The 21,760-nt window shown below is 54.6% G+C and carries 23 protein-coding genes; 18 read left to right on the top strand and 5 right to left on the bottom strand.

From position 1 onward, the window contains the following. Positions 1–36: 36 nt before the first annotated feature. From PVA01S_RS01045 to PVA01S_RS26405, 13 genes are all read left to right on the top strand, one after another. Positions 37–1,281 carry a competence/damage-inducible protein A gene (locus tag PVA01S_RS01045; RefSeq protein ID WP_127604454.1) on the top strand — a complete coding sequence of 415 codons (1,245 nt, stop codon included), beginning with the start codon at positions 37–39 and terminating at the stop codon, positions 1,279–1,281. A gap of 183 nt (positions 1,282–1,464) precedes the next feature. Further along, the gene (recA, locus tag PVA01S_RS01040; protein ID WP_054795805.1) at positions 1,465–2,514 is read left to right on the top strand and encodes a recombinase RecA; all 1,050 of its coding nucleotides are present in this window, start codon (positions 1,465–1,467) and stop codon (positions 2,512–2,514) included. Between the two features lie 67 nt (positions 2,515–2,581). Beyond that, complete coding sequence (locus PVA01S_RS01035; RefSeq protein WP_127604452.1) at positions 2,582–3,286, top strand: RecX family transcriptional regulator; 705 nt, start codon at positions 2,582–2,584, stop codon at positions 3,284–3,286. A gap of 244 nt (positions 3,287–3,530) precedes the next feature. Beyond that, positions 3,531–5,072 (top strand): ribonuclease Y, encoded by a 1,542-nt coding sequence (gene rny / locus PVA01S_RS01030; RefSeq protein WP_127604450.1) that lies wholly within the window; start codon positions 3,531–3,533, stop codon positions 5,070–5,072. A 93-nt stretch (positions 5,073–5,165) separates the two neighbouring features. Further along, positions 5,166–5,960, top strand: coding sequence for a TIGR00282 family metallophosphoesterase (locus PVA01S_RS01025; RefSeq protein ID WP_054795807.1), 795 nt, complete (start codon positions 5,166–5,168; stop codon positions 5,958–5,960). Between the two features lie 147 nt (positions 5,961–6,107). Continuing rightward, complete coding sequence (locus PVA01S_RS01020) at positions 6,108–6,368, top strand: stage V sporulation protein S (RefSeq protein ID WP_006286829.1); 261 nt, start codon at positions 6,108–6,110, stop codon at positions 6,366–6,368. A 101-nt stretch (positions 6,369–6,469) separates the two neighbouring features. Then, positions 6,470–7,420, top strand: a complete 951-nt coding sequence (locus PVA01S_RS01015; protein ID WP_127604448.1) for a dipeptidase — start codon at positions 6,470–6,472, stop codon at positions 7,418–7,420. Between the two features lie 225 nt (positions 7,421–7,645). After that, a complete protein-coding gene (locus PVA01S_RS01010) occupies positions 7,646–9,397 on the top strand; it encodes a 2-oxoacid:acceptor oxidoreductase subunit alpha (protein ID WP_127604446.1) in 1,752 nt (583 codons plus the stop codon). Continuing rightward, positions 9,385–10,251, top strand: a complete 867-nt coding sequence (locus PVA01S_RS01005) for a 2-oxoacid:ferredoxin oxidoreductase subunit beta (RefSeq protein ID WP_054799143.1) — start codon at positions 9,385–9,387, stop codon at positions 10,249–10,251. The genes PVA01S_RS01010 and PVA01S_RS01005 overlap by 13 nt, the downstream gene beginning before the upstream one ends. A 106-nt stretch (positions 10,252–10,357) precedes the next feature. After that, positions 10,358–10,930 (top strand): phosphate propanoyltransferase, encoded by a 573-nt coding sequence (pduL, locus tag PVA01S_RS01000; protein ID WP_127604444.1) that lies wholly within the window; start codon positions 10,358–10,360, stop codon positions 10,928–10,930. 102 nt (positions 10,931–11,032) lie between these two features. Then, a complete protein-coding gene (miaB, locus tag PVA01S_RS00995; protein ID WP_054795808.1) occupies positions 11,033–12,520 on the top strand; it encodes a tRNA (N6-isopentenyl adenosine(37)-C2)-methylthiotransferase MiaB in 1,488 nt (495 codons plus the stop codon). Between the two features lie 15 nt (positions 12,521–12,535). Then, positions 12,536–12,979 (top strand): YlbF/YmcA family competence regulator, encoded by a 444-nt coding sequence (locus PVA01S_RS00990; RefSeq protein ID WP_127604442.1) that lies wholly within the window; start codon positions 12,536–12,538, stop codon positions 12,977–12,979. A gap of 81 nt (positions 12,980–13,060) precedes the next feature. After that, positions 13,061–13,219 carry a hypothetical protein gene (locus PVA01S_RS26405; RefSeq protein ID WP_164751700.1) on the top strand — a complete coding sequence of 53 codons (159 nt, stop codon included), beginning with the start codon at positions 13,061–13,063 and terminating at the stop codon, positions 13,217–13,219. A 52-nt stretch (positions 13,220–13,271) separates the two neighbouring features. Here the strand turns inward: PVA01S_RS26405 and PVA01S_RS00985 are convergent, their stop codons facing one another. From PVA01S_RS00985 to PVA01S_RS00970, 4 genes are read right to left on the bottom strand one after another with little or no spacing between them, the layout of a single operon-like run. After that, entirely contained in the window at positions 13,272–14,108 is an 837-nt protein-coding gene (locus PVA01S_RS00985; protein ID WP_236595868.1) for an energy-coupling factor ABC transporter ATP-binding protein, read from the bottom strand. Continuing rightward, positions 14,108–14,848, bottom strand: coding sequence for an energy-coupling factor transporter transmembrane component T family protein (locus PVA01S_RS00980; RefSeq protein WP_127604438.1), 741 nt, complete (start codon positions 14,846–14,848; stop codon positions 14,108–14,110). The genes PVA01S_RS00985 and PVA01S_RS00980 overlap by 1 nt, the downstream gene beginning before the upstream one ends. Beyond that, entirely contained in the window at positions 14,845–15,123 is a 279-nt protein-coding gene (locus PVA01S_RS00975; protein ID WP_054795810.1) for a PDGLE domain-containing protein, read from the bottom strand. The genes PVA01S_RS00980 and PVA01S_RS00975 overlap by 4 nt, the downstream gene beginning before the upstream one ends. After that, the gene (locus tag PVA01S_RS00970; RefSeq protein ID WP_054795811.1) at positions 15,120–15,758 is read right to left on the bottom strand and encodes an energy-coupling factor ABC transporter permease; all 639 of its coding nucleotides are present in this window, start codon (positions 15,756–15,758) and stop codon (positions 15,120–15,122) included. The genes PVA01S_RS00975 and PVA01S_RS00970 overlap by 4 nt, the downstream gene beginning before the upstream one ends. Positions 15,759–15,933: 175 nt before the next feature. On the opposite strand from PVA01S_RS00970, the gene nikR reads away from it, so the two are divergent. The 4 genes from nikR (at position 15,934) to hrpB (ending at position 19,894) form a co-directional block, all read left to right on the top strand. Continuing rightward, a complete protein-coding gene (gene nikR / locus PVA01S_RS00965; protein ID WP_127604436.1) occupies positions 15,934–16,398 on the top strand; it encodes a nickel-responsive transcriptional regulator NikR in 465 nt (154 codons plus the stop codon). Between the two features lie 148 nt (positions 16,399–16,546). After that, positions 16,547–16,732, top strand: coding sequence for a hypothetical protein (locus PVA01S_RS00960; protein WP_054795813.1), 186 nt, complete (start codon positions 16,547–16,549; stop codon positions 16,730–16,732). A 61-nt stretch (positions 16,733–16,793) separates the two neighbouring features. Beyond that, entirely contained in the window at positions 16,794–17,198 is a 405-nt protein-coding gene (locus tag PVA01S_RS00955) for a YmaF family protein (protein WP_127604434.1), read from the top strand. Positions 17,199–17,383: 185 nt separating this feature from the next. Continuing rightward, a complete protein-coding gene (gene hrpB / locus PVA01S_RS00950; RefSeq protein ID WP_127604432.1) occupies positions 17,384–19,894 on the top strand; it encodes an ATP-dependent helicase HrpB in 2,511 nt (836 codons plus the stop codon). Between the two features lie 64 nt (positions 19,895–19,958). Here hrpB and PVA01S_RS00945 read toward each other — a convergent pair whose 3' ends face one another. Beyond that, entirely contained in the window at positions 19,959–20,282 is a 324-nt protein-coding gene (locus PVA01S_RS00945) for a hypothetical protein (RefSeq protein WP_127604431.1), read from the bottom strand. Positions 20,283–20,489: 207 nt separating this feature from the next. Between PVA01S_RS00945 and PVA01S_RS00940 the strand changes: the two genes are divergently transcribed. Continuing rightward, the gene (locus PVA01S_RS00940; RefSeq protein ID WP_127604430.1) at positions 20,490–21,746 is read left to right on the top strand and encodes a M48 family metallopeptidase; all 1,257 of its coding nucleotides are present in this window, start codon (positions 20,490–20,492) and stop codon (positions 21,744–21,746) included. Positions 21,747–21,760: the final 14 nt, after the last annotated feature.

Below are 21,760 nucleotides of genomic sequence, written 5' to 3'. Positions count from 1 at the left end.
GACCTATTGTTTTTGTTGTATCCGGAGGGGAATAGGATGAGAGCGGAAATTATCGCCGTCGGCACGGAGCTGCTGATGGGTCAAATCGCCAATACGAACGCGCAGTTTTTATCTAAAGGCTTGGCCGACCTGGGCATCGGCGTATATTTTCATACGGTCGTCGGTGACAATGCCGGACGGATCAAGGAATCGCTTGCGCTTGCGAAGAGCCGGGCCGACTTGATTATTTGCACGGGCGGTCTGGGGCCTACGCAGGACGACATAACGAAGGATGTGCTTGCCGAGGTGCTTGGACGGCCGCTGGTGATCCACCAGCCTTCGATGGACAAAATGAAGGAGCTGTTCGCCAAACGAAACATGCCGATGGTCGAGAGCAACGCCCGGCAGGCGCTGATGCTGGAAGGGAGCGATCCCCTGGCGAACGAAACGGGCCTTGCGGTGGGCGTCGCCTTAACGGTGGACGGCACGCGCTACGTGCTTCTGCCGGGTCCGCCGAGCGAAATGAAGCCGATGTTCGAGCTTCAGGTCAAACCGTGGTTAGAAGCGAATGTCGAAGGCCTGGAGGCGCTTCATTCGACCATGCTCAAGTTTGCAGGCATCGGCGAGTCGTCGCTGGAGCATCAACTGATCGATTTGATCGACGCGCAGACGGATCCTACGATAGCGCCTTACGCCAAGGAAGGCGAGGTGGCCATTCGGTTAACGACGCGCGCAGGAAGCGCGCAGGAAGCCGCACGGAAGCTTAAACCGCTGGAGGATGAGATACGCCGCCGGCTCGGAGGCTTCATCTATGCGGCAGAAGACATCTCGCTCGAAGAATTCCTCTTGCGGGAGCTCGCTTCCCGCGGCCAAACACTCGCCGTGGCCGAAAGCTGCACCGGAGGACAGCTCAGCGATTTGCTGACGGCCGTACCGGGCAGCTCGAACGCTTTCGCCGGCGGGGTGATCAGTTATACGAACCAGGTGAAACACCGCGTGCTCGGCATTCCCTTGAACGAGCTCGAAGGCGAGGGAGCTCCCGGAGCCGTCAGCGCGGAAACGGCGATCCGGATGGCGGAGGCCGTACGGACTTTGTGCGGGGCCGATTACGGACTATCCGTCACCGGCGTGGCAGGACCCTCGGAATCGGAAGGCAAGCCGGTTGGCTTGGTGTATGTCGGGATTGCGGGCGGGGGCGAGGCGGCGGCGGTTGAGCTGCAAGCATGGGGCAACCGCTCGACAATCAAGCTGCGCGCGTCCAAAAGCGCGCTCTATCAGCTGTGGGAACGGCTAAAATCGTAGTTGCCGCTCACTAGAAAATAAAGTATAATAGATTTACGCGGAAGCACCGTAACAACTTTAAACCTTGTTACGGTTTTTATTTGGACCAAGATGCGAATATATGTTCGAGAAAAACCTTGGCAAAGGTTATGAAAACCGTTATGATGGAAACATAAGAGAATATAGAAGAGGGAAGTGAGTCTCTTGACGGATCGTCGCGCAGCACTGGAAAATGCCCTTCGTCAAATCGAGAAGCAGTTTGGTAAAGGGTCGATTATGAAACTGGGTGAATCTACCCACATGCAAGTGGAAACTATTCCAAGCGGCTCGCTTGCGCTCGATATCGCGCTCGGTATCGGCGGTTATCCGCGCGGTAGAATTATAGAAGTTTACGGACCGGAGTCTTCAGGTAAAACGACCGTAGCGCTGCATGCCATCGCGGAAGTGCAGAAGGTAGGCGGCACGGCGGCATTCATCGATGCGGAGCACGCTCTTGATCCGCTTTATGCAAGCAAGCTTGGCATCAACATCGACGAACTGCTCCTGTCACAGCCCGATACGGGCGAACAGGCGCTCGAGATCGCGGAAGCGCTCGTACGAAGCGGCGCGGTCGACATCATCGTCATCGACTCCGTAGCCGCGCTCGTGCCGAGAGCGGAGATCGAAGGGGAGATGGGGGATTCGCACGTCGGGCTGCAAGCGCGTCTGATGTCGCAAGCGCTGCGTAAGCTGTCCGGAGCGATCAACAAGTCGAAGACGATCGCCATCTTCATCAACCAGCTGCGCGAGAAAGTCGGCGTCATGTTCGGGAACCCGGAGACGACCCCCGGCGGACGGGCGCTCAAGTTTTATTCTTCCGTACGTTTGGACGTACGCCGCGTAGAAACGATCAAGCAAGGCAACGATATGGTCGGTAACCGGACGAAGATTAAAGTCGTTAAGAATAAAGTAGCGCCGCCGTTCAAACAAGCGGAGATCGATATCATGTACGGCGAAGGAATTTCCAAAGAGGGCAGCATCGTCGACATCGCGACAGAAATGGATATTATCCAGAAGAGCGGCGCGTGGTATTCCTACAGTGGCGAGCGTCTTGGTCAAGGCCGTGAGAACGCGAAGCAATTCTTGAAGGAAAATCCGCATCTGGCGGATGCGATCGAGAAGAAAATTCGGGAAACAAGCAATTTGGTTGCAGTAGTCGGACCGAATACGGACGATGATGAAGAGGAAGAAGAGGATTTGGCAGTACTCGAATAAATCGGCTTAAGGCACCTTTTCTTAGCAGGAGGGTGCCTTTTCGCCGTTTCTTGTGGAGGTAGTATGGATGACCGGTTATCAAGAAAGCGCACCGCTGGGCGGTTTTATTACGAAAGTGGAGCGTCAGGCGAGAGCTCAGCAGCGGTACAATGTTTTCATCGACGATAAGTTGGCTTTTTCCGTCCATGAGGACATTATGATCAAGTACCGGCTCTTAAAGGGTGCGCAGGTGGAGTCTGCGGAGATGGAACGGATTCTGGCGGCTGAAGAGAGGCATAAGGCTTACTTGAGCGCTGTTCGATTGCTGGCGAGCCGGCTTCGCTCCGAACACGAGATGCGTTCGCGGCTGAAGGAAAAGGAATTTCAGCCGGATGTCATCGAAGACGTGATCTCACGGCTGAGAACGGAAGGGTACTTGAATGACGCTTTGTTTGCGGAACAAATGGCGAAGCAGCGTTCGCAATCGCAAAAGAAAGGGCGTCACTGGATCAAACAGGAATTGAAGCAAAAGGGCGTACCCAAAGAGCATATCGAAACGGCTCTTGCCGGAGTGGACGCGGAGACGGAGCGGGAGGCGGCCTACGCGCTCGTTTCCAGACGTTATAAGCGGGAGTGGGAGGAAGACCCGTCGAAAGCCCGGCGGAAAATCGCTTCCTTCTTGCAGCGCAGAGGGTACACGTTAACCGTCGTTCAACAAGTTCTGGGCAAAATGCCGCAGCGCAGCATGGACGATGATGACTTGGCGGAGTTGGATCTTTCGGAATATGAGTGATCCGATTAAATATTTATCCTATTTAGATAGGGGGCGAAGGCCAACAGCTTGACAAGCTTCTTGACCAAACTATAAAATAATCATGTATATTCATCATATACAGAATCATTCCTTGACAGCCCAAGGAGACGATTCGCAAAGTAAAATCGCCAATTTTTACTTTTTCTAACGTATGTAGAATGGATTAAACAACCTGATTATCCCAAGCTTACCCCTTGGAGAAACAACGAGGGAGGTGAACTGGATGGAACCGATCATCTGGATCCTGATTGTTCTCGTTGTTGGTGTACTATGCTTCGGGATCGGTTATTTTATCCGCAAGTCCCTTGCAGAGGCGAAAATTTCAAGTGCTGAACATGCCGCACAGCAGATCATCGACAACGCTCGCAAAGAAGCGGAGGCACTGAAAAAGGAAACGGTTCTGGAAGCGAAGGACGAAATTCACAAGCTCAGAACCGAAGCTGAAAAAGACATTCGTGAACGTCGAAACGAAACACAACGACAAGAGAGACGACTGTTGCAAAAAGAGGAATCGCTGGATAAAAAATTAGAATCTCTTGAGAAAAAAGAAGAGCAGGTCGCCAACAAGGAGAAACGAATCGAAGAAACCCAAGCGCAAATTGATCAGATTTATCGTGATCAAGTTTCCGAGTTGGAGCGAATTTCCTCGTTGACGATGGATGATGCGAAACAGATCATCTTGACGAACGTGGAGCGGGAAGTTCGCCATGAAACCGCGCAATTGATTAAAGAAATCGAACAACAAGCCAAAGAAGAAGGCGACAAGAAGGCCAGAGACATTATTACTTTGGCCATCCAAAGATGCGCCGCGGATCATGTGGCCGAAACCACCGTATCCGTTGTTGCGCTTCCTAACGAAGAAATGAAAGGGCGCATTATCGGTAGAGAAGGCCGTAACATCCGGGCACTGGAAACATTGACCGGTATCGACCTCATTATCGACGATACGCCGGAAGCGGTTATCTTGTCCGGCTTCGATCCGATTCGCCGTGAAATTGCGCGTACGTCGCTTGAGAAGCTCGTAGCCGACGGACGTATTCACCCGGCTCGAATCGAAGAAATGGTGGAGAAGTCCCGCAAAGAAGTGGACGAGCGGATTCGCGAGTACGGCGAGCAAGCGACTTTCGAAACCGGCGTACACGGACTCCACCCGGATCTGATCAAAATTCTGGGTCGTCTGAAATTCCGTACCAGCTACGGTCAGAACGTGCTGAAGCATTCCATGGAGGTCGCTTACCTCGCAGGACTGATGGCAGGAGAGCTCGGAGAAGACGTGACATTGGCGAAACGTGCCGGACTTCTTCATGACATCGGGAAAGCGCTGGATCACGAAGTGGAAGGCTCGCACGTGGAGATCGGCGTGGAGATCGCCAAGAAGTACAAAGAACATCCAGTCGTTATTAACAGTATCGCCTCGCATCACGGCGATACGGAAGCGACATCGGTCATCGCCATGCTCGTCGGCGCAGCGGATGCTTTGTCCGCAGCAAGACCGGGTGCGCGCAGAGAAACGCTGGAGACGTACATCCGTCGTCTCGAGAAGCTTGAGGAAATCTCGGAATCGTTCGATGGCGTAGAGAAATCTTTTGCCATTCAAGCGGGGCGTGAGGTTCGCGTCATGGTCCAACCGGAGAAAGTGGACGACACCGAGGCGTTCCGATTGGCTCGGGATATTACGAAGAAAATCGAGAGCGAACTCGATTATCCGGGTCATATTAAAGTGACGGTCATTCGCGAGACGCGTGCCGTAGAATATGCCAAATAACCTGAGAGCAGCACAATCCGAAAGAGAAGTGGCCGACACAGCCACTTCTCTTTCATTAGGTAGACCGATGAGCATGTATAGGGGGTTACGAACATTAGACTGTTATTTATTGGAGACATCGTAGGCTCGGTTGGACGCAAGGCGCTAAAGACGTGCTTGCCGAAGCTGAAATTGAAATACAACCCGACCTGGATTGTCGTGAACGGAGAGAACGCAGCGGCGGGCCGCGGCATTACGTCGGCGATTACGCGCGAATTTTACGAGCTTGGCGTTCAGGGGATTACGATGGGGAATCATACGTGGGATCAGAAGGACATCTTTGAATTTATCGATGGGGACGACCGGATTGTCCGGCCGGCCAATTATCCGGCTGGCACACCGGGCAAAGGATTGACATTCGTAAAGACCAAAGACAAGGAGCTGGCGATCATCAATCTGATGGGACGCACGTTCCTGCCGCCGTTGGATTGTCCCTTCGCGAAAGCCGACGAATTGGTAGAGGCGGCGCGTAAACGAACGCCGTACATATTCGTTGACTTCCATGCCGAGGCAACGTCGGAGAAGCTGGCTATGGGCTGGCATTTGGACGGCCGCGTGTCGGCCGTGGTCGGTACGCATACGCATGTGCAAACGCATGACGAGCGCATTTTCCCGCAAGGAACGGCCTATTTGACCGATGTCGGCATGGTGGGACCCCGTGACGGTATTCTGGGCATGGAGCGGACGGCTGTTTTATATAAATTTATGACCCAGCTGCCGTCCCGGTTCGTCGTGGATGAAGGCCAGTGGCACTTCCACGCCGTCTGTATCGACTTGAATCCGACGACCGGACTCGGTCAGAAGATGCAGCTGATCCGGATGAATGAAGAAGACCTGTTGTTCGAATAGGCGGCTTGCTCCTTGCCGCTTTTTCTAAATTGACAAACAATTCAAATATTTTCGAAAATACCACTTTCGGTTAGAAGGAATTAACCGCAAATTCCTAGAATATGATTAGTACTGGAAGCTATCATCATTCCCGAGGAGGTACTTTTCATGGAAGTATTAAAGGTTTCAGCAAAATCCAACCCAAATTCCGTTGCTGGCGCACTTGCCGGAGTGTTGCGTGAACGTGGGGCGGCGGAGCTCCAGGCTATCGGCGCAGGGGCGCTTAATCAAGCTATTAAAGCGGTAGCGATCGCCCGAGGATTTGTGGCTCCCAGCGGGGTTGATTTGATTTGCATACCAGCGTTTACCGATATTGTCATTGACGGTGAAGATCGCACGGCGATCAAGCTGATCGTGGAGCCGAGATAGTTCATATACGTTCATATCATAAACCCAAACGCCTGTTTACGCCGTAGACAGGTTTTTTTGGGCTGTGCGCCGGCAGGCGAAGAGAGGGAGGATGAGAGATCGTGACCAGGATCGTCATCGACGGACATTGCGACGTGTTATACAAATTGTTTGAAAACCGAGCGCTTGATTTCTACGGTACGAGCCTCAGCGGATTAGACGTGACGTATGAGCGAATGTGCCGTTCCAATATAAAAGTGCAATTTTTTGCAATTTATTTACCGGAACGTATAACCGTCCCTCATTTTGACTATTACTTGGAATACATCTCCATTTTCAACAGGAAAGTCGCATCGGACGGTCGCATCCGTCCGATTAAGAATCGAGGCGATTTGGAGGCGGTGATGAACGGCAAGCAGCGCGGCGCGCTGTTGACGTTGGAAGGAGCGGATGCCTTACACGGCAATCCGCTTTATTTGCGGACGTTGTACGAGCTGGGCGTGCGGATGATCGGCACGACGTGGAACTACGCGAATTGGGCGGCTGACGGTATTTTGGAGCCGCGGCAAGCAGGCTTTTCCAGGAAGGGAAAAACCTTTATTAAAGAATGTGACGAACTGGGCATTCTAATGGATGCTTCTCATTTATCGGTGGCGGCTTTTTGGGATCTGGCCGACACCGCGCGCTTGCCCTTCGTAGCGTCGCATTCCAACGCGAAGGCGATATGCGGGCATCCGCGCAACCTGGATGACAGCCAAATCCGCGAAATCATTCGCCGCGACGGGCGGATCGGAATCACGTTCGTTCCTTGGTTCGTCAAGAGTCAAGGGGGTGCGACGATTGACGACTTGCTCAAACATATCGATTATATTTGCGCATTGGGAGGCGAACGGCAGGTGGCGTTCGGATCAGACTTCGATGGAATTGACCGCTGGATTCCGCAGCTGGAGCATGCGGGACAATTCCCGCGGCTGGTCGAAGCGTTGGCCAAACGTTATTCGGACGAACAAGTGAACCGATTTCTTTATGCCAATTGGCACTCGTTGTTACAGGCCTATTTGCCGGTTCACTAAAACTTAACATCTGTTTTCTAGATACAAGACCATTAAACTATTCTCTATTTGATATGGATATGATCTAAAATAACTATCTTTACAATTGGGTTAAAACCCTTGCAATTTACCTCTTGACGACTTAAAATTTGGGTGACACCTGAAAGATCTATCGTGGTTTGATCGTCTTTCGGACCGATCAAGGGGTAGCTGCAATGGCAGCGAATTTAAAAGGAGTGGACAACGGTGATTAGCCAATTATCTTGGAAAGTCGGAGGACAGCAGGGGGAAGGCGTGGAGAGTACCGACAAAATTTTCTCTACAGCTTTGACCAGACTGGGGTATTACTTGTATGGATACCGTCATTTTTCCTCGAGGATTAAAGGCGGACATACGAACAACAAAATCAGAATCAGTACGAAACCGATTCGTGCGATTTCCGACGATTTGGACATTCTCGTGGCTTTTGACCAAGAAACGATCGATGTAAATGCGCATGAGCTGCGTGAGAACGGCGTTATTATCGCCGATGCAAAAGTGAATCCTGTCGTACCTGAAGGCGTAAAAGCAAGACTGTTCCCGGTTCCGATTACGGCAATCGCCGAAGAGCTTGGCACTTCCTTATTTAAGAACATGGCCGCTTCCGGCGCATCTTGGGCTTTGCTCGGCTTGCCGCTTGAAGTGTTTAATAAAGCAGTAGAAGAAGAATTCGGACGTAAAGGTCCGGCTGTCGTCGAGAAGAACATCGAAGCGGTTCGCAAAGCGGCGGAGTTCGTTCTGAATTTGACTGGAGGACCACTGCCGGAATTCCAATTGGAACCTGCAGACGGCAGACAGAAGCTGTTTATGATCGGGAATGACGCTATCGGCTTGGGCGCGGTCGCTGCAGGCTGCCGTTTCATGCCTGCATACCCAATCACGCCGGCTTCCGAAATCATGGAGTATCTGATCAAAACGCTTCCGAAATTCGGCGGTACAGTGATTCAAACCGAGGACGAGATCGCGGCATGTACGATGGCGATCGGCGCTAACTACGGCGGCGTACGCGCCCTGACGGCTTCGGCAGGTCCTGGTCTTTCCTTGATGATGGAAGCCATCGGCTTGGCCGGTATGACAGAAACGCCTGTCGTTATCGTCGACACGCAGCGCGGCGGTCCTTCCACAGGTCTTCCGACGAAGCAAGAGCAGTCCGACGTCTTCGCGATGATCTACGGCACGCACGGTGAAATTCCGAAAATCGTCTTGTCGCCTTCCTCGATCGAAGAGTGCTTCTATGACACGATCGAAGCGTTCAACCTGGCGGAAGAGTATCAAGTGCCTGTCATTTTGCTGACCGACCTGCAGCTTTCCTTGGGTAAACAAACGAGCGAGCTGCTTGATTACAATAAAATACAAATCAAACGCGGTTCGCTCCAAACGGGAGAGCTTCCTCCGCTTGAAGACAACAAAATGTTCAAGCGTTATGAGTTTACCGAGAGCGGCGTTTCGCCGCGCGTCGTGCCGGGCCAAAAATACGGCATCCACCACGTAACGGGCGTCGAGCACGATCAAGACGGCCGTCCGTCGGAAAGCCCGATCAACCGTAAGAAAATGATGGACAAACGGATGGGCAAACTCAAAAACATCAAAGTCAACAACCCGATTCTCGTGGATGCACCGCATGAAACGCCGGATCTGCTGATCATCGGTATGGGCTCCATCGGCGGTACGATCGACGAAGCTCGCGGCCGTTTGACTAAAGAAGGCTTGAAAACGAACCATGTAACGGTGCGCTTGCTGCATCCGTTCCCGGTTGAGGAACTGAAACCTTATCTGGAGAAAGCGAAGCAAATCGTTGTCGTAGAGAACAACGCAACAGGCCAACTCGCTTCCTTGATCAAATTGAACGTCGGATATGCCGATAAAATTAAAAGCATGCTGAAATACGATGGAAATCCGTTCTTGCCAGCCGAAATCACAAAATTTTGTCAGGAGTTGAACCTTGTATGGCAACGTTAAAAGACTTCCGCAACAATATCAAACCGAACTGGTGTCCAGGGTGCGGGGACTTCTCCGTACAAGCGGCGATTCAAAGAGCGGCTGCCGGCGTGGGTCTTGAGCCTGAACAGCTTGCCGTTGTCTCGGGTATCGGATGCTCCGGCCGTATTTCCGGCTATATTAACGCTTACGGATTCCACGGTGTGCACGGTCGTTCGCTTCCAATCGCGCAAGGTCTGAAAATGGCTAACCGCGAGCTGACGGTTATCGCTGCTGGCGGCGACGGCGACGGCTTCGCCATCGGGATGGGCCATACGGTCCATGCGATCCGCCGTAACATCAACATTACGTACATCGTCATGGACAACCAAATTTACGGGTTGACGAAAGGTCAAACATCGCCGCGTTCGGCAGAAGGCTTCAAAACGAAATCGACGCCGGCCGGTTCGATCGAATCCGCCTTGTCGCCGCTTGAAGTGGCGCTTGCTGCAGGCGCAACGTTCGTCGCACAATCTTTCTCCAGCAACCTGAAACAGCTGACTTCGCTGATCGAAGCAGGCATGAAGCACGAAGGCTTCTCCTTCATCAACGTATTCAGCCCGTGTGTGACGTTCAACAAAGTGAACACATACGAGTGGTTTAAGGAAAATATCGTGGACCTGGAAGAAACACCGGATTACGATCCGTCCAACCGCGTGATGGCGATGAACAAAATCATGGAGACGAACAGCTTGGTGACCGGTTTGATCTACCAAGACAAATCGAAGAAAAGCTATGAAGACCTCGTGTCCGGATTCAAACCGGAAGGTCTTAATAAAGCGAATCTTCAGCTCACCGAGCAAGAGTTTGATAAATTGGTGGCGGAATTCAAATAATTTCATGAATTGTACGCGAGCATACGGCCCAAGCCGTATGCTTTTTATTTTGCGGATGGGTATAATGGGGAAGAGAAGCCATAGAAAGATCAAGGAGAGATGGGACATGAAGCAAGTACTGATCGGCGTTTCCGCGAGACATATTCATTTATCGGCGGAGCATATCGAGGTATTGTTTGGAGCCGGCTACGAACTGAGGGTATTAAAGGAGCTTTCGCAGCCGGGTCAATATGCAGCCAAAGAAACGGTAGCCGTTGTCGGTCCGAAGGGGCGATTCGATAAAGTCCGGATCCTTGGCCCCGCACGTCCGCATTCGCAGCTGGAAGTATCCCGGACCGATGCGTTTGCGCTGGGGATGAATCCCCCCGTTCGCGAGTCGGGGCGCACCGAAGGCACGCCGGGGATTAAGGTGATCGGCCCGGAAGGGGAAATTGAACTCCAGGAAGGCGTTATTATCGCGGCACGGCACATTCATTTTCATACCGCAGATGCGGCTAAATGGGGCATTCGGGACAAGCAGCTGCTGAAGGTGCGTGTGGAAGGCGAACGCTCGCTTGTGTTCGAGCAAGTGATCGCGCGCGTGTCCGACCAATTTGCGCTCGATATGCATATCGATACGGATGAAGCGAACGCAGCGGGTGTGACAACAGGCGATGTCGGTACGATTTTGTCCGAATAGACTGATTTTCATTCAAGTTCTTTGAAAAACGTGCCGTACTAGTGATATAATAAAGGGTACGATCTTTGCGGCACACTGCAGTTTCAGGAGGAACGCGAGTCTATGACGACAACGAACAAATCGAAGAAAGATTATTCCATATATTTTCAACCGCCTTCCTATTCGGATGCGAAGAAGCGGGGGAAAGAGGACATTGAAGTTCATTACGACTTCAACGTCCCGGAAGATATGAAGGAAATCGGCAAGGACAAGTTTTACTTGATCCAAACGTACGGCTGCCAAATGAACGAGCACGATACCGAGACGATTAAAGGGATGCTGGAGCAGATGGGCTACCGGTCTACCGACGACCGCAAGCAAGCGGATATCATCCTGCTCAACACCTGTGCCGTCCGGGAGAATGCCGAGGATAAAGTGTTCGGGGAGCTCGGGCACCTGAAGCATTTGAAGCTTGAGAAGCCTTCGCTGATTCTTGGCGTCTGCGGCTGTATGTCGCAGGAAGAGGGCGTCGTCAACCGGATCATGAAGAAGCATCCGTTCGTCGACCTTATTTTCGGCACGCATAACATTCACCGGGTGCCGGTGCTGCTCAAGGAAGCGATGTTCAGCCGGGAGATGGTTATCGAGGTATGGTCCAAAGAGGGCGATATTATCGAAAACTTGCCGAAGAAGCGTGAAGGCATTAAAGCCTGGGTCAATATTATGTACGGCTGCGACAAGTTCTGTACGTATTGTATCGTGCCTTACACGCGAGGCAAGGAACGGAGCCGCCGGCCCCAGGACGTCATCGCCGAAGTGCGCGAGCTGGCGCGGCAAGGCTTCAAGGAGATCATGCTGCTCGGTCAGAACGTCAATGCGTACGGCAAGGACTTCGAGGACATCGAATACCGCTTCGGCGACTTGATGGACGATATCAGGAAGATCGATATCCCGCGCGTCCGATTCACGACGTCGCACCCGCGCGATTTTGACGATCATCTGATCGAGGTGCTTGCGAAGAAGGGCAATCTGGTCGAGCATATCCATCTGCCCGTGCAGTCGGGCAACAACGAAATTTTGAAGCGGATGAGCCGCAAATATACGCGGGAGCATTATTTGGAGCTTGTTCGCAAAATCAAGAAGGCGATTCCTGATGTCGTACTTACGTCAGACATTATCGTCGGGTTCCCGGGCGAAACCGACGAACAGTTCGAGGATACGCTCTCGCTCGTGAACGAAGTCGGTTTCGACAGCGCCTTTACGTTTATTTACTCGCCTCGGGAAGGTACGCCGGCCGCTGCAATGCCGGACGATATCCCGGCCGAAGTGAAGAAACAGCGGTTGTACCGCTTGAATGACGCATTGAACGCGATCAGCAAGCAACGCAATGAGCTTTTGAAAGGTCAAACGCTCGAGGTGCTCGTAGAGGGCGAAAGCAAGAACAATGCGAACGTGCTGGCCGGGCGGACGCGTACGAATAAACTGGTTCATTTCGAAGGACCGAAAGAACTGATCGGCCAATTTGTGCAGGTACGGATTACGGAAACCCCGACGTTCTATATCAAAGGCGACTGGGTGCAGGAAGCCGTAACACAACAACTGGGAAGCTAAGGGGCGTGTAAACGGATGGCAGAGCAAAAATATACCGATTGCGGCATGGAATTGTATACGAACACGGAATTGATCGTGCGCGAAGATATTTTGGCGAAAGCGCGGGAATTGGCGGATCTGATTTCGACCTCGAACGAGGTTCAGTTTTTTCAAAAAGCGGAGAAGCAAATTGCGAACAACGATCACATTCAAACGCTGATCAGCGCGATCAAGAAAAAACAGAAGGAAATCGTCGCTTTTCAATCGTTCCAAAATCAGAAAATGGTCGATAAAATCGAAAATGAAATCAATGCGCTTCAGGACGAGCTCGATGCCATTCCGATCGTTAGCGAGTTCAAGCAATCGCAGGAAGACATCAACTACCTGCTGCAGCTGGTCATGAGCGTCATTCGCGATTCGATCTCGGAGAAAATCAATGTCGAAGAAGGCGAAGTCGTCAATTCGAGCTGCTCGGAATAAGCGTTCGAGCGTCATCGACGTATAATCGGAAGCCATGCTGGCTATCCTCACCTTATCCGACAACGATAAGGAGGAACAAGCTTGGATATCGTGAAATTCAAAGTTGATACACATAACGAGGCGGATCGGCAGGCGATCCTGCGGGAGCTCGCCGAGCATACCTCGTTAACGGCAAGCGAACAGGAGCAACTGTTACAGGAGCTGGACGAGCTGGAAGTGCAGTCTGGCGCAGAACCGTAAGCGTAATCTGCAAAGCAATGAAGAAGACCTCTGAACGCCTGGAGAAGGCGGTTCAGAGGTCTTGCTGTTGACGCAGCCATTGCCGGGCTTCCTCCATCCGGATCGGCATCGATTCGGGCGGGTTCCAGGCAAATGCGGACATCAGCTTCGCAACGGGAGGCAGATCAAGCCGGGCGGAGGCGAGAAGCTCGGGACGACATCCGAACAGCTCCCGCGGCGTCATGCTGCCCAGACAGGCGCCTTCGCGTATGACGATCGCTTGTTCCGCCCATTCTGCGACAAGCTGCATCTGATGGGTGGCGATGACGACGGTTTTCCCGCGCTGCGCGAGCAGTGTTAACACGTCGTGGATCAGGCGCTGTCCTTCGGGATCGAGGAATGCCATCGGTTCGTCGACGATGACCGCCTCCGTATCCATGGCGAGCACGCCGGCGATTGCGACCATTTTCTTCTGTCCGAAGCTGAGCTCGCTGGGATTACGGGCAGCGAGCGGCTCAATGGCGAGCAGCGCCATGCATTCTTCCGCGATCCGGTGTGCTTCATGAACAGGGCGTCCAAGCTGCAGCGGGCCGAAGGCGATGTCGTCCTTCACGGTCATGGAGACGATTTGGTCGTCAGGATCTTGAAAGACGACGCCGACCTTCCGCACCCATTCCGCTTGATTGCTCTTCGTCACCGGCTCGCCCATAATGCGGACGGCGCCGGAGGCGCAGCGAAACAATCCGTTCATGTGGAAAATGAGCGTCGATTTCCCGGCGCCGTTCGGACCGATTAACGCCGTCCGGGAGCCGCGCGGAATTTCGAACGAAATGCCGTTCAAGGCTGCAGGCTGAGCGTCGCTGCCGCCGTACCGGTATACGACGTTGTCGAATTGAAACATAGGCTCCATCATCCGATCTCCTTCCATAGCTTGTCCGCAAGGAACAGCAGTGCGACCGGCACGGTCGCGAGCGCCGCTAACGCGCCGTCTGCCGAACGGTAGGCGGGGAGCGGGGATTGCGCAGGTACGCCGCGGTAGCCGCGGGCCATCATTCCCCAATAAATACGTTCGGACCGCTGCAGCGATCGCTGTAACAGCAGTCCGAGCAGCCGGGCAAGCTCGAGCGTTTGCCGGTAGTTGAAGTAAGCGCGGAGCCGCAAGCCGCGGCTGCGGCGCGCTTGCATCATGCGGAATGCTTCGTCCCGAATGACGAGAGTAAAACGCAGCGTAAACAGAATCAGTTCGATGAAAATCCCGGGAACTTTCAATCGAAGCAGCGCTTGGAAAAACGAGGGAAGCGGCAGCTCGTGGAAACAAACCGTCAGTGCTTGTACGGTGAAAAGCAGCCTGGCCGCATACACGGCCGCCTTCTCTGCGCCAGCGGCGGACAAGGTTAAGCCGTTCCCAAGGGCAATGCCCGTCCCGCTCTCATACAAGGGGAAAAATAAAAACGAGAACAGGACGAACGGAACGATAAGCCGAGCTCTTCCCCAGAAAGAGCGGAGCGGTACATTTGTCATAATCAGGTAAAGCTGTCCCCAGACAAGCAGCGCTCCGAGTATGTCCAACCGGTTCATGCTGACCGCCATCACGATACAAAGCAAGGTTGCCGCAATCCGGAGCGGGGGATAGCGTACGATGGTCTTCATCGGGTTTTGCGGCTGATCAGCTTGCCCAGCAGCAGAAACAGGACGAATGTCAGCACAGTGCCGAATATACCGGCCAGACTGCCCGAATACCAGCCTTCGACTCCCGGAAAGGTATAGTCCGGAAACCAGGACCCAAGCAGCGTGCCGGCCTGTTCGATATATCCGATTTCCTCACCGGCTTTCTCGAAGCCGTCCGGGTGGCTGGAAGCGAGCAGGGAGACGAAGGCGGCGATCAGCAGCGAAGCGATCAGCCAGAAACGAACCGGTTTGTTCATAAGGAAGCGGTCTCCTTCCCTGGCAAATAAAACGACGAACGCAGCGCGATAGGCAGAACGACGGCTGTGATCAGGCCTTCACCGATCCCAATCCACGTATGCCAGAATACAAGCGCCGCCGCCGCGTCCCCCAAACCTACGACGCCGGACAAGGCAAGCTGCACCGAGGCGGCCAAAGAGACGAGTACGACCGAGCACCAAGCGGATACGAACGCCGCCGCCGCTTTGGGGATGAATGAGAGTTTGCTCAAGAGCTTATGGGTGACGACGGCGAAGGCAGGAGCTAGAATCGCCATGTTCAGCACGTTCGTGCCAAGCGCCGTAATGCCTCCGTCTTGAAAGACGATAGCTTGAATGGCCACAACCACTGTCATGACCAGCGTTGCCGGCCAGAAGCCGAACAGCAGTGCCGCCAGTGCGCCGCCGATCAAATGGCCGGAAGCCGCTGCGCCGAGAATCGGAAAGTTGACCATCTGCGAAGCGAAAATAAACGCGGACATGACGCCCATTACCGGTACAGCCCGATAGTCAAGCTGACGGCGCGAGTGCCGGACGCTGCCTGCCAATACCGCAGCCGATACGATGGCGGAAGCGCTCCAAACCGCGGGGGATAAAATCCCGTCCGGGATATGCATTCGTTTCTCCTCCTTCTGTATGTAGGAATATGCATGATTTCAAACCATATCATATCACTGTGCTACTTTTATGTAAATGAATAGCACGATATTCGCACATCAAGGTGGAAGGTTTATTTCTTCAGCGCGCATATGCTAGAATAAACAGAGAGATTGTACGCGTCGAGGTGTAAATATGGAAAAAGACGTCTTAACACGATTTGGCGTGTCGATGCCGGAAGAGCTGATCAAGCAATTCGATCTCTATCTGACGGAACAAGGTTATACGAACCGTTCGGAAGCGATCCGGGACCTCGTCCGGCGGGTCCTCCTTGAACCGGGCGGCATGGATACCGATCAGCTGGTCGCCGGAACTATCGTGATGGTTTACGACCATCACGCTTTCGAGCTGCCGCTCACCTTGATGGAGCTCCAGCATGATTATCACCATCAGATTATTTCCACGATGCATGTGCATCTGAATCACCATCAATGCATGGAGATTATCGTTGTTCGTGGCATGCTCGGTCAGCTGCATGAGCTTCGGCAGCGTATACAAGTGTTGAAGGGCGTACATTACGCCGAGCTTTCGGTTACGTTCGTCGACAATCACGAAACGCCGCAAGACCCTCACACGCCGCACGGACATTCGCACGCTTAGGCGAACCGATCGGCAATTGTTTCTGGATGGCTTCAATAATTTGTCAAGGAAAAGTCGGCTCCGCTATATGCTTCCTCTTTTATTTATGGTATTTTGTAAACGGTAGGGCATTTGCCCGTAATGTGAAGCAAAGGGGAAGTTATATCGGATGGCGACGATCGTCATGTTAGTTTGTTTGGTTGTGATGGGGTCATTCTTCAGTCTCTCGTTCGTATTGGCCTTTAAGAAGAAGAAAACGGCAGCTATTATGTGGCTGATCGTCGGCTTCGTCAGTGCGTTTCTGTTTTATTACGGGATTTATCAAGGGTGGATTTTGATTCCCGAGCAAAAATAAGGCATGAACGGACGATACTCCCGCGTACAATGTGAAGAAATTCGGCGTGGGGGGGGAGTCGATGCGGAAATTTCAGGAGCTGCCCGGGGCCACCGCGCCAAGGCCTCTGGCCCATGCGCATTACGCGGGCGGCTGGACGGACACCGTGCTCGGACATGCGCATTCGCTCGAGCTGTTTACTTATCCGGTGAACGGAAGTGCGGCCGATGGACATGTACATACGTTTCAAGGCCATACGCATATGAGCGCCGGACATTTTCACCGATTCTTCGGTTCTACGGGTCCGGCCATCGCGCTGCCGAGCGGGGAGCATATCCATCGGGTCGAATTCAGTTTGGACGATGAGCCCTTCGAACCGAAAGGGAACTTTTATAAAACGGTGCTTTCGGTGAAGCGGCACGTCCATCATTTTGCAGCCGCGTCGGGGCCGGAGATCGGACACGATCTCGGGACTTGGGACGAGTGAGCGGGGGGGAAAGATCTGGCGGCTCCACTTCGGAGAAGCCGGGTCTTTTTGTCGTGGCGTCTTGGCCCAAGCTTCGGCAGCTTAGGCGTCGGCCTGCCGCATTTTACCTGTAAGTCAGGGTGTTCGGTGAGAGGTCGGCCTATCCTGAAACCATGAGTTGATATTCAGAGCAAGAGGTGACCGGGTTGTTACAATTGCCAATAGATGCACTCATTCCGGACGTTCGCCGTACGCTGTCCGCACATGCGCGGGCGGTGCTGGTGGCGGAGCCGGGAGCGGGGAAGACGACAAGGGTTCCTCTGGCGCTGTTGAACGAGCCCTGGCTGCAAGGACGCAAGATCCTCATGCTGGAGCCGCGGCGTTTGGCGGCGAAGGCAGCGGCGCGTTATATGGCCGAAATGCTGGGGGAGAAGGTCGGTCAAACGGTCGGGTATCGGGTAAGACTGGAGACGAAGGTAAGCGCGCAAACCCGGATTGAGGTTATTACCGAGGGCGTGCTTACGCGTCTGCTGCAGGCCGATCAGGCGCTGGAGGATACGGGCGTCGTCATCTTTGATGAATTTCATGAACGCAGCCTGCAAGCCGATCTCGGTCTGGCCCTTTGCTTGGAGTCGCAAACGGTGCTGCGTGACGATCTGCGGATTCTGGTTATGTCGGCGACGCTCGACGCAGCGGCGGTTAGTGCGCTGATGGGCGATGCGCCTGTATTGGTTAGCGAGGGACGGAGCTATCCGGTCGTCACGCATCATTTGCCGCGTAAACGGGACGAGACGGTTGAGCAGGCGACGGCAAGAGCGATCGAAATGGCGCTTGCGCGGGATGAAGGCGATATTTTGGCCTTTTTGCCGGGAGCGCGGGAAATCCGGCGTGTCGAAGCCATGTTGGCAGGTTTGAAAAGGGTTCCGGGCATTCGTATCGCGCCTCTGTACGGCATGCTGCCGCAGCAAGCGCAGGAGGCAGCGCTGCAGCCCGGACAACAGGGAGAGCGGAAGATCGTGATCTCGACGCCGATCGCCGAGACGAGTTTGACGGTCGAAGGCGTGCGCATTGTCGTCGACAGCGGCTTGATGCGTGTGCCGCGGTTTTCGCCGCGCACCGGCATGACGCGTCTCGAAACGGCCAAGGTGTCGCGGGCGTCCGCCGATCAGCGGCGAGGACGCGCCGGCCGGCAGGCGCCGGGCGTCTGCTACCGGCTATGGTCGGAAACGGAAGACCGGGCGCTGGCGGAGCATCGTACGCCGGAGATCGCCGAAGCCGATTTGGCCCCGCTTGCCCTGGAGCTGGCCGCCTGGGGAGTCGCGGATCCCGGAGCGCTCCAATGGTTGACGCCGCCGCCGGCTGCCGCCTATGCGCAAAGCGTCGAGCTCTTGAAGCAGCTCGGCGCGTTGAATGCGAGCGGCGCTCTTACCGGGCACGGCCGGCAGATGGCCGAGCTGGGGATGGAGCCCCGTCTCGCGCATATGGTGCTCCGCGCGATTCCGCTTCACCTGGGGGAGATGGCCTGCGAACTGGCCGCTATGCTGCAGGAGCGGGATGTGTTCGGCGGCGACCGGCAGGGCGACGATGCGGATATTCTGCTGCGATTCGCCGCGCTGCACGATTTTGCGAGGCAAGCCCAGGCTGCGCAGGGGACGGCTGCCGACGCGGCGGTCAAACGGCGCGTTCTGGAGGAAGCGGCGCAGTGGAAGCGGAGGCTTGGCTTAAGCGGTGCGACTAGCGCGGACAAGGACGCAAACTGCGGGCTGCTGCTTGCGCTGGCTTACCCGGATCGAATCGGGCAAAACCGCGGGGACGGACGGTTTATTCTCAGCGGAGGGCGCGGAGCGGTGTTCGGCAAGCCGCAGCAGTTGTCGCAAGAGGCTTATCTGGTGGCTGCCGAGTTGGACGATCAGGGAACGGACAGCCGCATCCGGCTTGCCGCACCGCTAACCTTGGACGACCTGTACCGGCACTTTGACGAACTCATCGTCCGGGAAGCGGTTGTCCGATGGGACGACCAAGCCTGTAATGTGCGGGCGCGCAAACGCGAACGGCTCGGTGCGCTGCTGCTGAAAGAAACGGTATGGCCGAATCCGGAGCAGGGCGAGGTCGTCCAAGCGCTGCTCGAAGGTGTGCGTACGGAGGGCCTCGACCTGCTGACGTGGACCAAACCGGCGAAGCAGCTGCGTGAACGGCTTGCTTTCATGCATCGCCATGCGCGCGGGGACGGCTGGCCGGACGTTTCCGATGAAGCGCTGCTGGAGGGGCTGGACGAATGGCTGGCGCCGCATCTGTACGGGATGAAGCAGCGCGAAGATCTGCAGCGGCTGCAGCCTGCCTCGCTGCTCGAAGGCATGCTGTCCTGGCCGCAGCGTCAAGCGCTGGAGCAGGATGCGCCTACGCACGTAACCGTGCCCAGCGGCTCGCGCATTCCGATCGACTACAGCGATCCGGATGCGCCGGTGCTGGCCGTGCGGCTGCAGGAGATGTTCGGGCTGCAGCATACGCCGCGATTGGCCGGTGGCCGGGTGCCGGTTGTTCTGCACCTGCTGTCGCCGGCACACCGTCCGGTGCAGGTGACGCGGGATTTGGCCAGCTTCTGGCGGGATGCGTACTTCGAGGTGAAGAAAGATCTGAAGGGCCGGTACCCGAAGCACGTCTGGCCGGACGATCCGCTGGCGGCGGCCCCGACGAATCGGGCCAAGCCGCGAAGCTAAAGGCATAAAGAGAAGAGACCGCCCGGCACGATGGCCAGGGCGGTCTCTTTCGAGATTGGAATTGTTATTTTACGCGGTACGTGAAAGACTTTGCTTGGGCAGTCCGGAACAAATACCAGCCGCCGATGATCATGGCTGCCGAGATCAGCAGCGCGATAAATTTAGGCAGCCAGTAGAGCAGCAGTACGCCGCCTGCGATGAGGCCGAGCACGCTGCAAATTTTTTTCAGCGCGTTGTCCGCTGTTCGGAGAAAGCGAAATCCGAAGTACAGCAGAATGAAAGCTAAAGCGTACGAGATAAACGCTTCAAACCCGCCCCAAACAAATAATGTGCATACGCCAAGCAATCCCAGCGCGATGCCTCCGATCGATCTGCCGTTCCATACCATATTGTTCTTCACCTGTCCTTTATTCAGTAGTTCGTCATAGGTTTATTGTAAACGATTTAGGCGCAATCGGAAACCGTCCGAAGACGGACGCTAAGCTGGACCTAGGTCGGGGTTGCGTATGATGCGCGTAGGAGGGGAAGCCGCGTTGCAACAACAGAGTCCGAACAGGTTATAATGGACGTATATCCCATTTAAAGGAGGTCGGTTATGCAGGCGCAAACCTCTTGGCGAAAAAAATTCGCGGTTGCTTTTATCATTTACGCTGCTGCGATTGGTCTCTACCTCGCTGCGGCGACAATCCATCCGATTCCGGAAGCTTACCGCGGAACGGCGGCCGATCCCGCCACGTTCCTCGATCCGGCGAAATACAGGCAGAGCCTCCTATATTCGGCACAGCGGAACTGGATTTTTTTCATCAGTTATCCATGGGAATGGGCTGTTTATTTGTACCTCTTGTTCAGTCGAAAAGGGGCGGCTTGGCAATCCAGGCTGGAGCAATCGCCGAAGCTTCGGAAGTTCACGCTGCCGTTATTTGTGCTGCTGCTGCAAGGCTTCGTGTTCCTATGCTTTTTGCCGCTTCGGGTGCTCAGCTATATGTTATCGCGAACGAACGGCATCTCGACCCAAGGATGGGGGAGCTGGCTGCAGGACCGGGCCGTCGACTTTGGCGTTAACTATGTGCTGATCGTGATCGTGGCTTCCGTCGCTTTCCTGATTATGCGAAAGGGCGGGCGCTGGTGGCTGAAGCTGTGGCTGCTGTCGATTCCGTTCACGCTGTTTATGATGTACATCCAGCCGGTCGTCATCGACCCGCTCTATAATCAATTCAACCGGCTGTCCGATCCGCAGCTGGAAGCGAAAATTTTGTCGCTTGCGGACAAAGCGCACATCCCGGCCGAGCGCGTGTATGAAGTCGATATGTCGGAGAAAACGAACGCCTTGAACGCGTATGTGAGCGGCATCGGGGGGAGCTTGCGGATCGTGCTGTGGGATACAACGCTACAGCGTCTGAACGAGCCGGAAATTTTACTGATCATGGCGCACGAAATGGGGCATTATGTGAAGCATCACTTGGAGTGGAGTGCGATCGGCGCCGTCGGCTCCAGCTTCGTGCTTCTGTGGGCCGGGAGCTTCGCCATTCGCCGTTTGCTGAAGCGATACGGCGATGACTGGGGCATCCGCCGTCTGCATGAGCCTGCTGCGCTGCCGGCGGTGCTGCTGCTCATCTCGGTGCTCACCTTCGTCTCCCTGCCGGTCAGCAATGCCGTTTCCCGGCAAGCGGAGCATGCGGCCGATATCTATGCGTTTCAGCTGATCGGCAGCAAGGAGGGGGCCGTCACGATGTATCAGAAGCTGGCCGAATCGTCATTAAGCGAAATGAATCCGCCGTTGCTCGTCAAGCTGTTTCGCTCCACCCACCCGAGCCTGATGGACCGCATTTTATATGCCCAAGATGCGCCGTAGACGTCATATTGTGT

The sequence above is a fragment of the Paenibacillus validus NBRC 15382 genome (assembly GCF_004000985.1).
GTDB classification, from domain to species: domain Bacteria; phylum Bacillota; class Bacilli; order Paenibacillales; family NBRC-103111; genus Paenibacillus_G; species Paenibacillus_G validus.
This window is presented reverse-complemented; position numbering and strand designations above follow the sequence as displayed.

Bases quoted from the DNA above. Each gene is read 5' to 3' on its own strand.
- PVA01S_RS01045 (WP_127604454.1), top strand. From the start codon at position 37: ATGAGAGCGGAAATTATCGCCGTCGGCACGGAGCTGCTGATGGGTCAA.
- PVA01S_RS01035 (WP_127604452.1), top strand. From the start codon at position 2,582: ATGACCGGTTATCAAGAAAGCGCACCGCTGGGCGGTTTTATTACGAAA.
- rny (WP_127604450.1), top strand. From the start codon at position 3,531: ATGGAACCGATCATCTGGATCCTGATTGTTCTCGTTGTTGGTGTACTA.
- PVA01S_RS01020 (WP_006286829.1), top strand. From the start codon at position 6,108: ATGGAAGTATTAAAGGTTTCAGCAAAATCCAACCCAAATTCCGTTGCT.
- PVA01S_RS01005 (WP_054799143.1), top strand. From the start codon at position 9,385: ATGGCAACGTTAAAAGACTTCCGCAACAATATCAAACCGAACTGGTGT.
- pduL (WP_127604444.1), top strand. From the start codon at position 10,358: ATGAAGCAAGTACTGATCGGCGTTTCCGCGAGACATATTCATTTATCG.
- miaB (WP_054795808.1), top strand. From the start codon at position 11,033: ATGACGACAACGAACAAATCGAAGAAAGATTATTCCATATATTTTCAA.
- PVA01S_RS00990 (WP_127604442.1), top strand. From the start codon at position 12,536: ATGGCAGAGCAAAAATATACCGATTGCGGCATGGAATTGTATACGAAC.
- PVA01S_RS00985 (WP_236595868.1), bottom strand. From the start codon at position 14,108: ATGGAGCCTATGTTTCAATTCGACAACGTCGTATACCGGTACGGCGGC.
- PVA01S_RS00980 (WP_127604438.1), bottom strand. From the start codon at position 14,848: ATGAAGACCATCGTACGCTATCCCCCGCTCCGGATTGCGGCAACCTTG.
- PVA01S_RS00975 (WP_054795810.1), bottom strand. From the start codon at position 15,123: ATGAACAAACCGGTTCGTTTCTGGCTGATCGCTTCGCTGCTGATCGCC.
- PVA01S_RS00970 (WP_054795811.1), bottom strand. From the start codon at position 15,758: ATGCATATCCCGGACGGGATTTTATCCCCCGCGGTTTGGAGCGCTTCC.
- nikR (WP_127604436.1), top strand. From the start codon at position 15,934: ATGGAAAAAGACGTCTTAACACGATTTGGCGTGTCGATGCCGGAAGAG.
- PVA01S_RS00960 (WP_054795813.1), top strand. From the start codon at position 16,547: ATGGCGACGATCGTCATGTTAGTTTGTTTGGTTGTGATGGGGTCATTC.
- PVA01S_RS00955 (WP_127604434.1), top strand. From the start codon at position 16,794: ATGCGGAAATTTCAGGAGCTGCCCGGGGCCACCGCGCCAAGGCCTCTG.
- PVA01S_RS00945 (WP_127604431.1), bottom strand. From the start codon at position 20,282: ATGGTATGGAACGGCAGATCGATCGGAGGCATCGCGCTGGGATTGCTT.
- PVA01S_RS00940 (WP_127604430.1), top strand. From the start codon at position 20,490: ATGCAGGCGCAAACCTCTTGGCGAAAAAAATTCGCGGTTGCTTTTATC.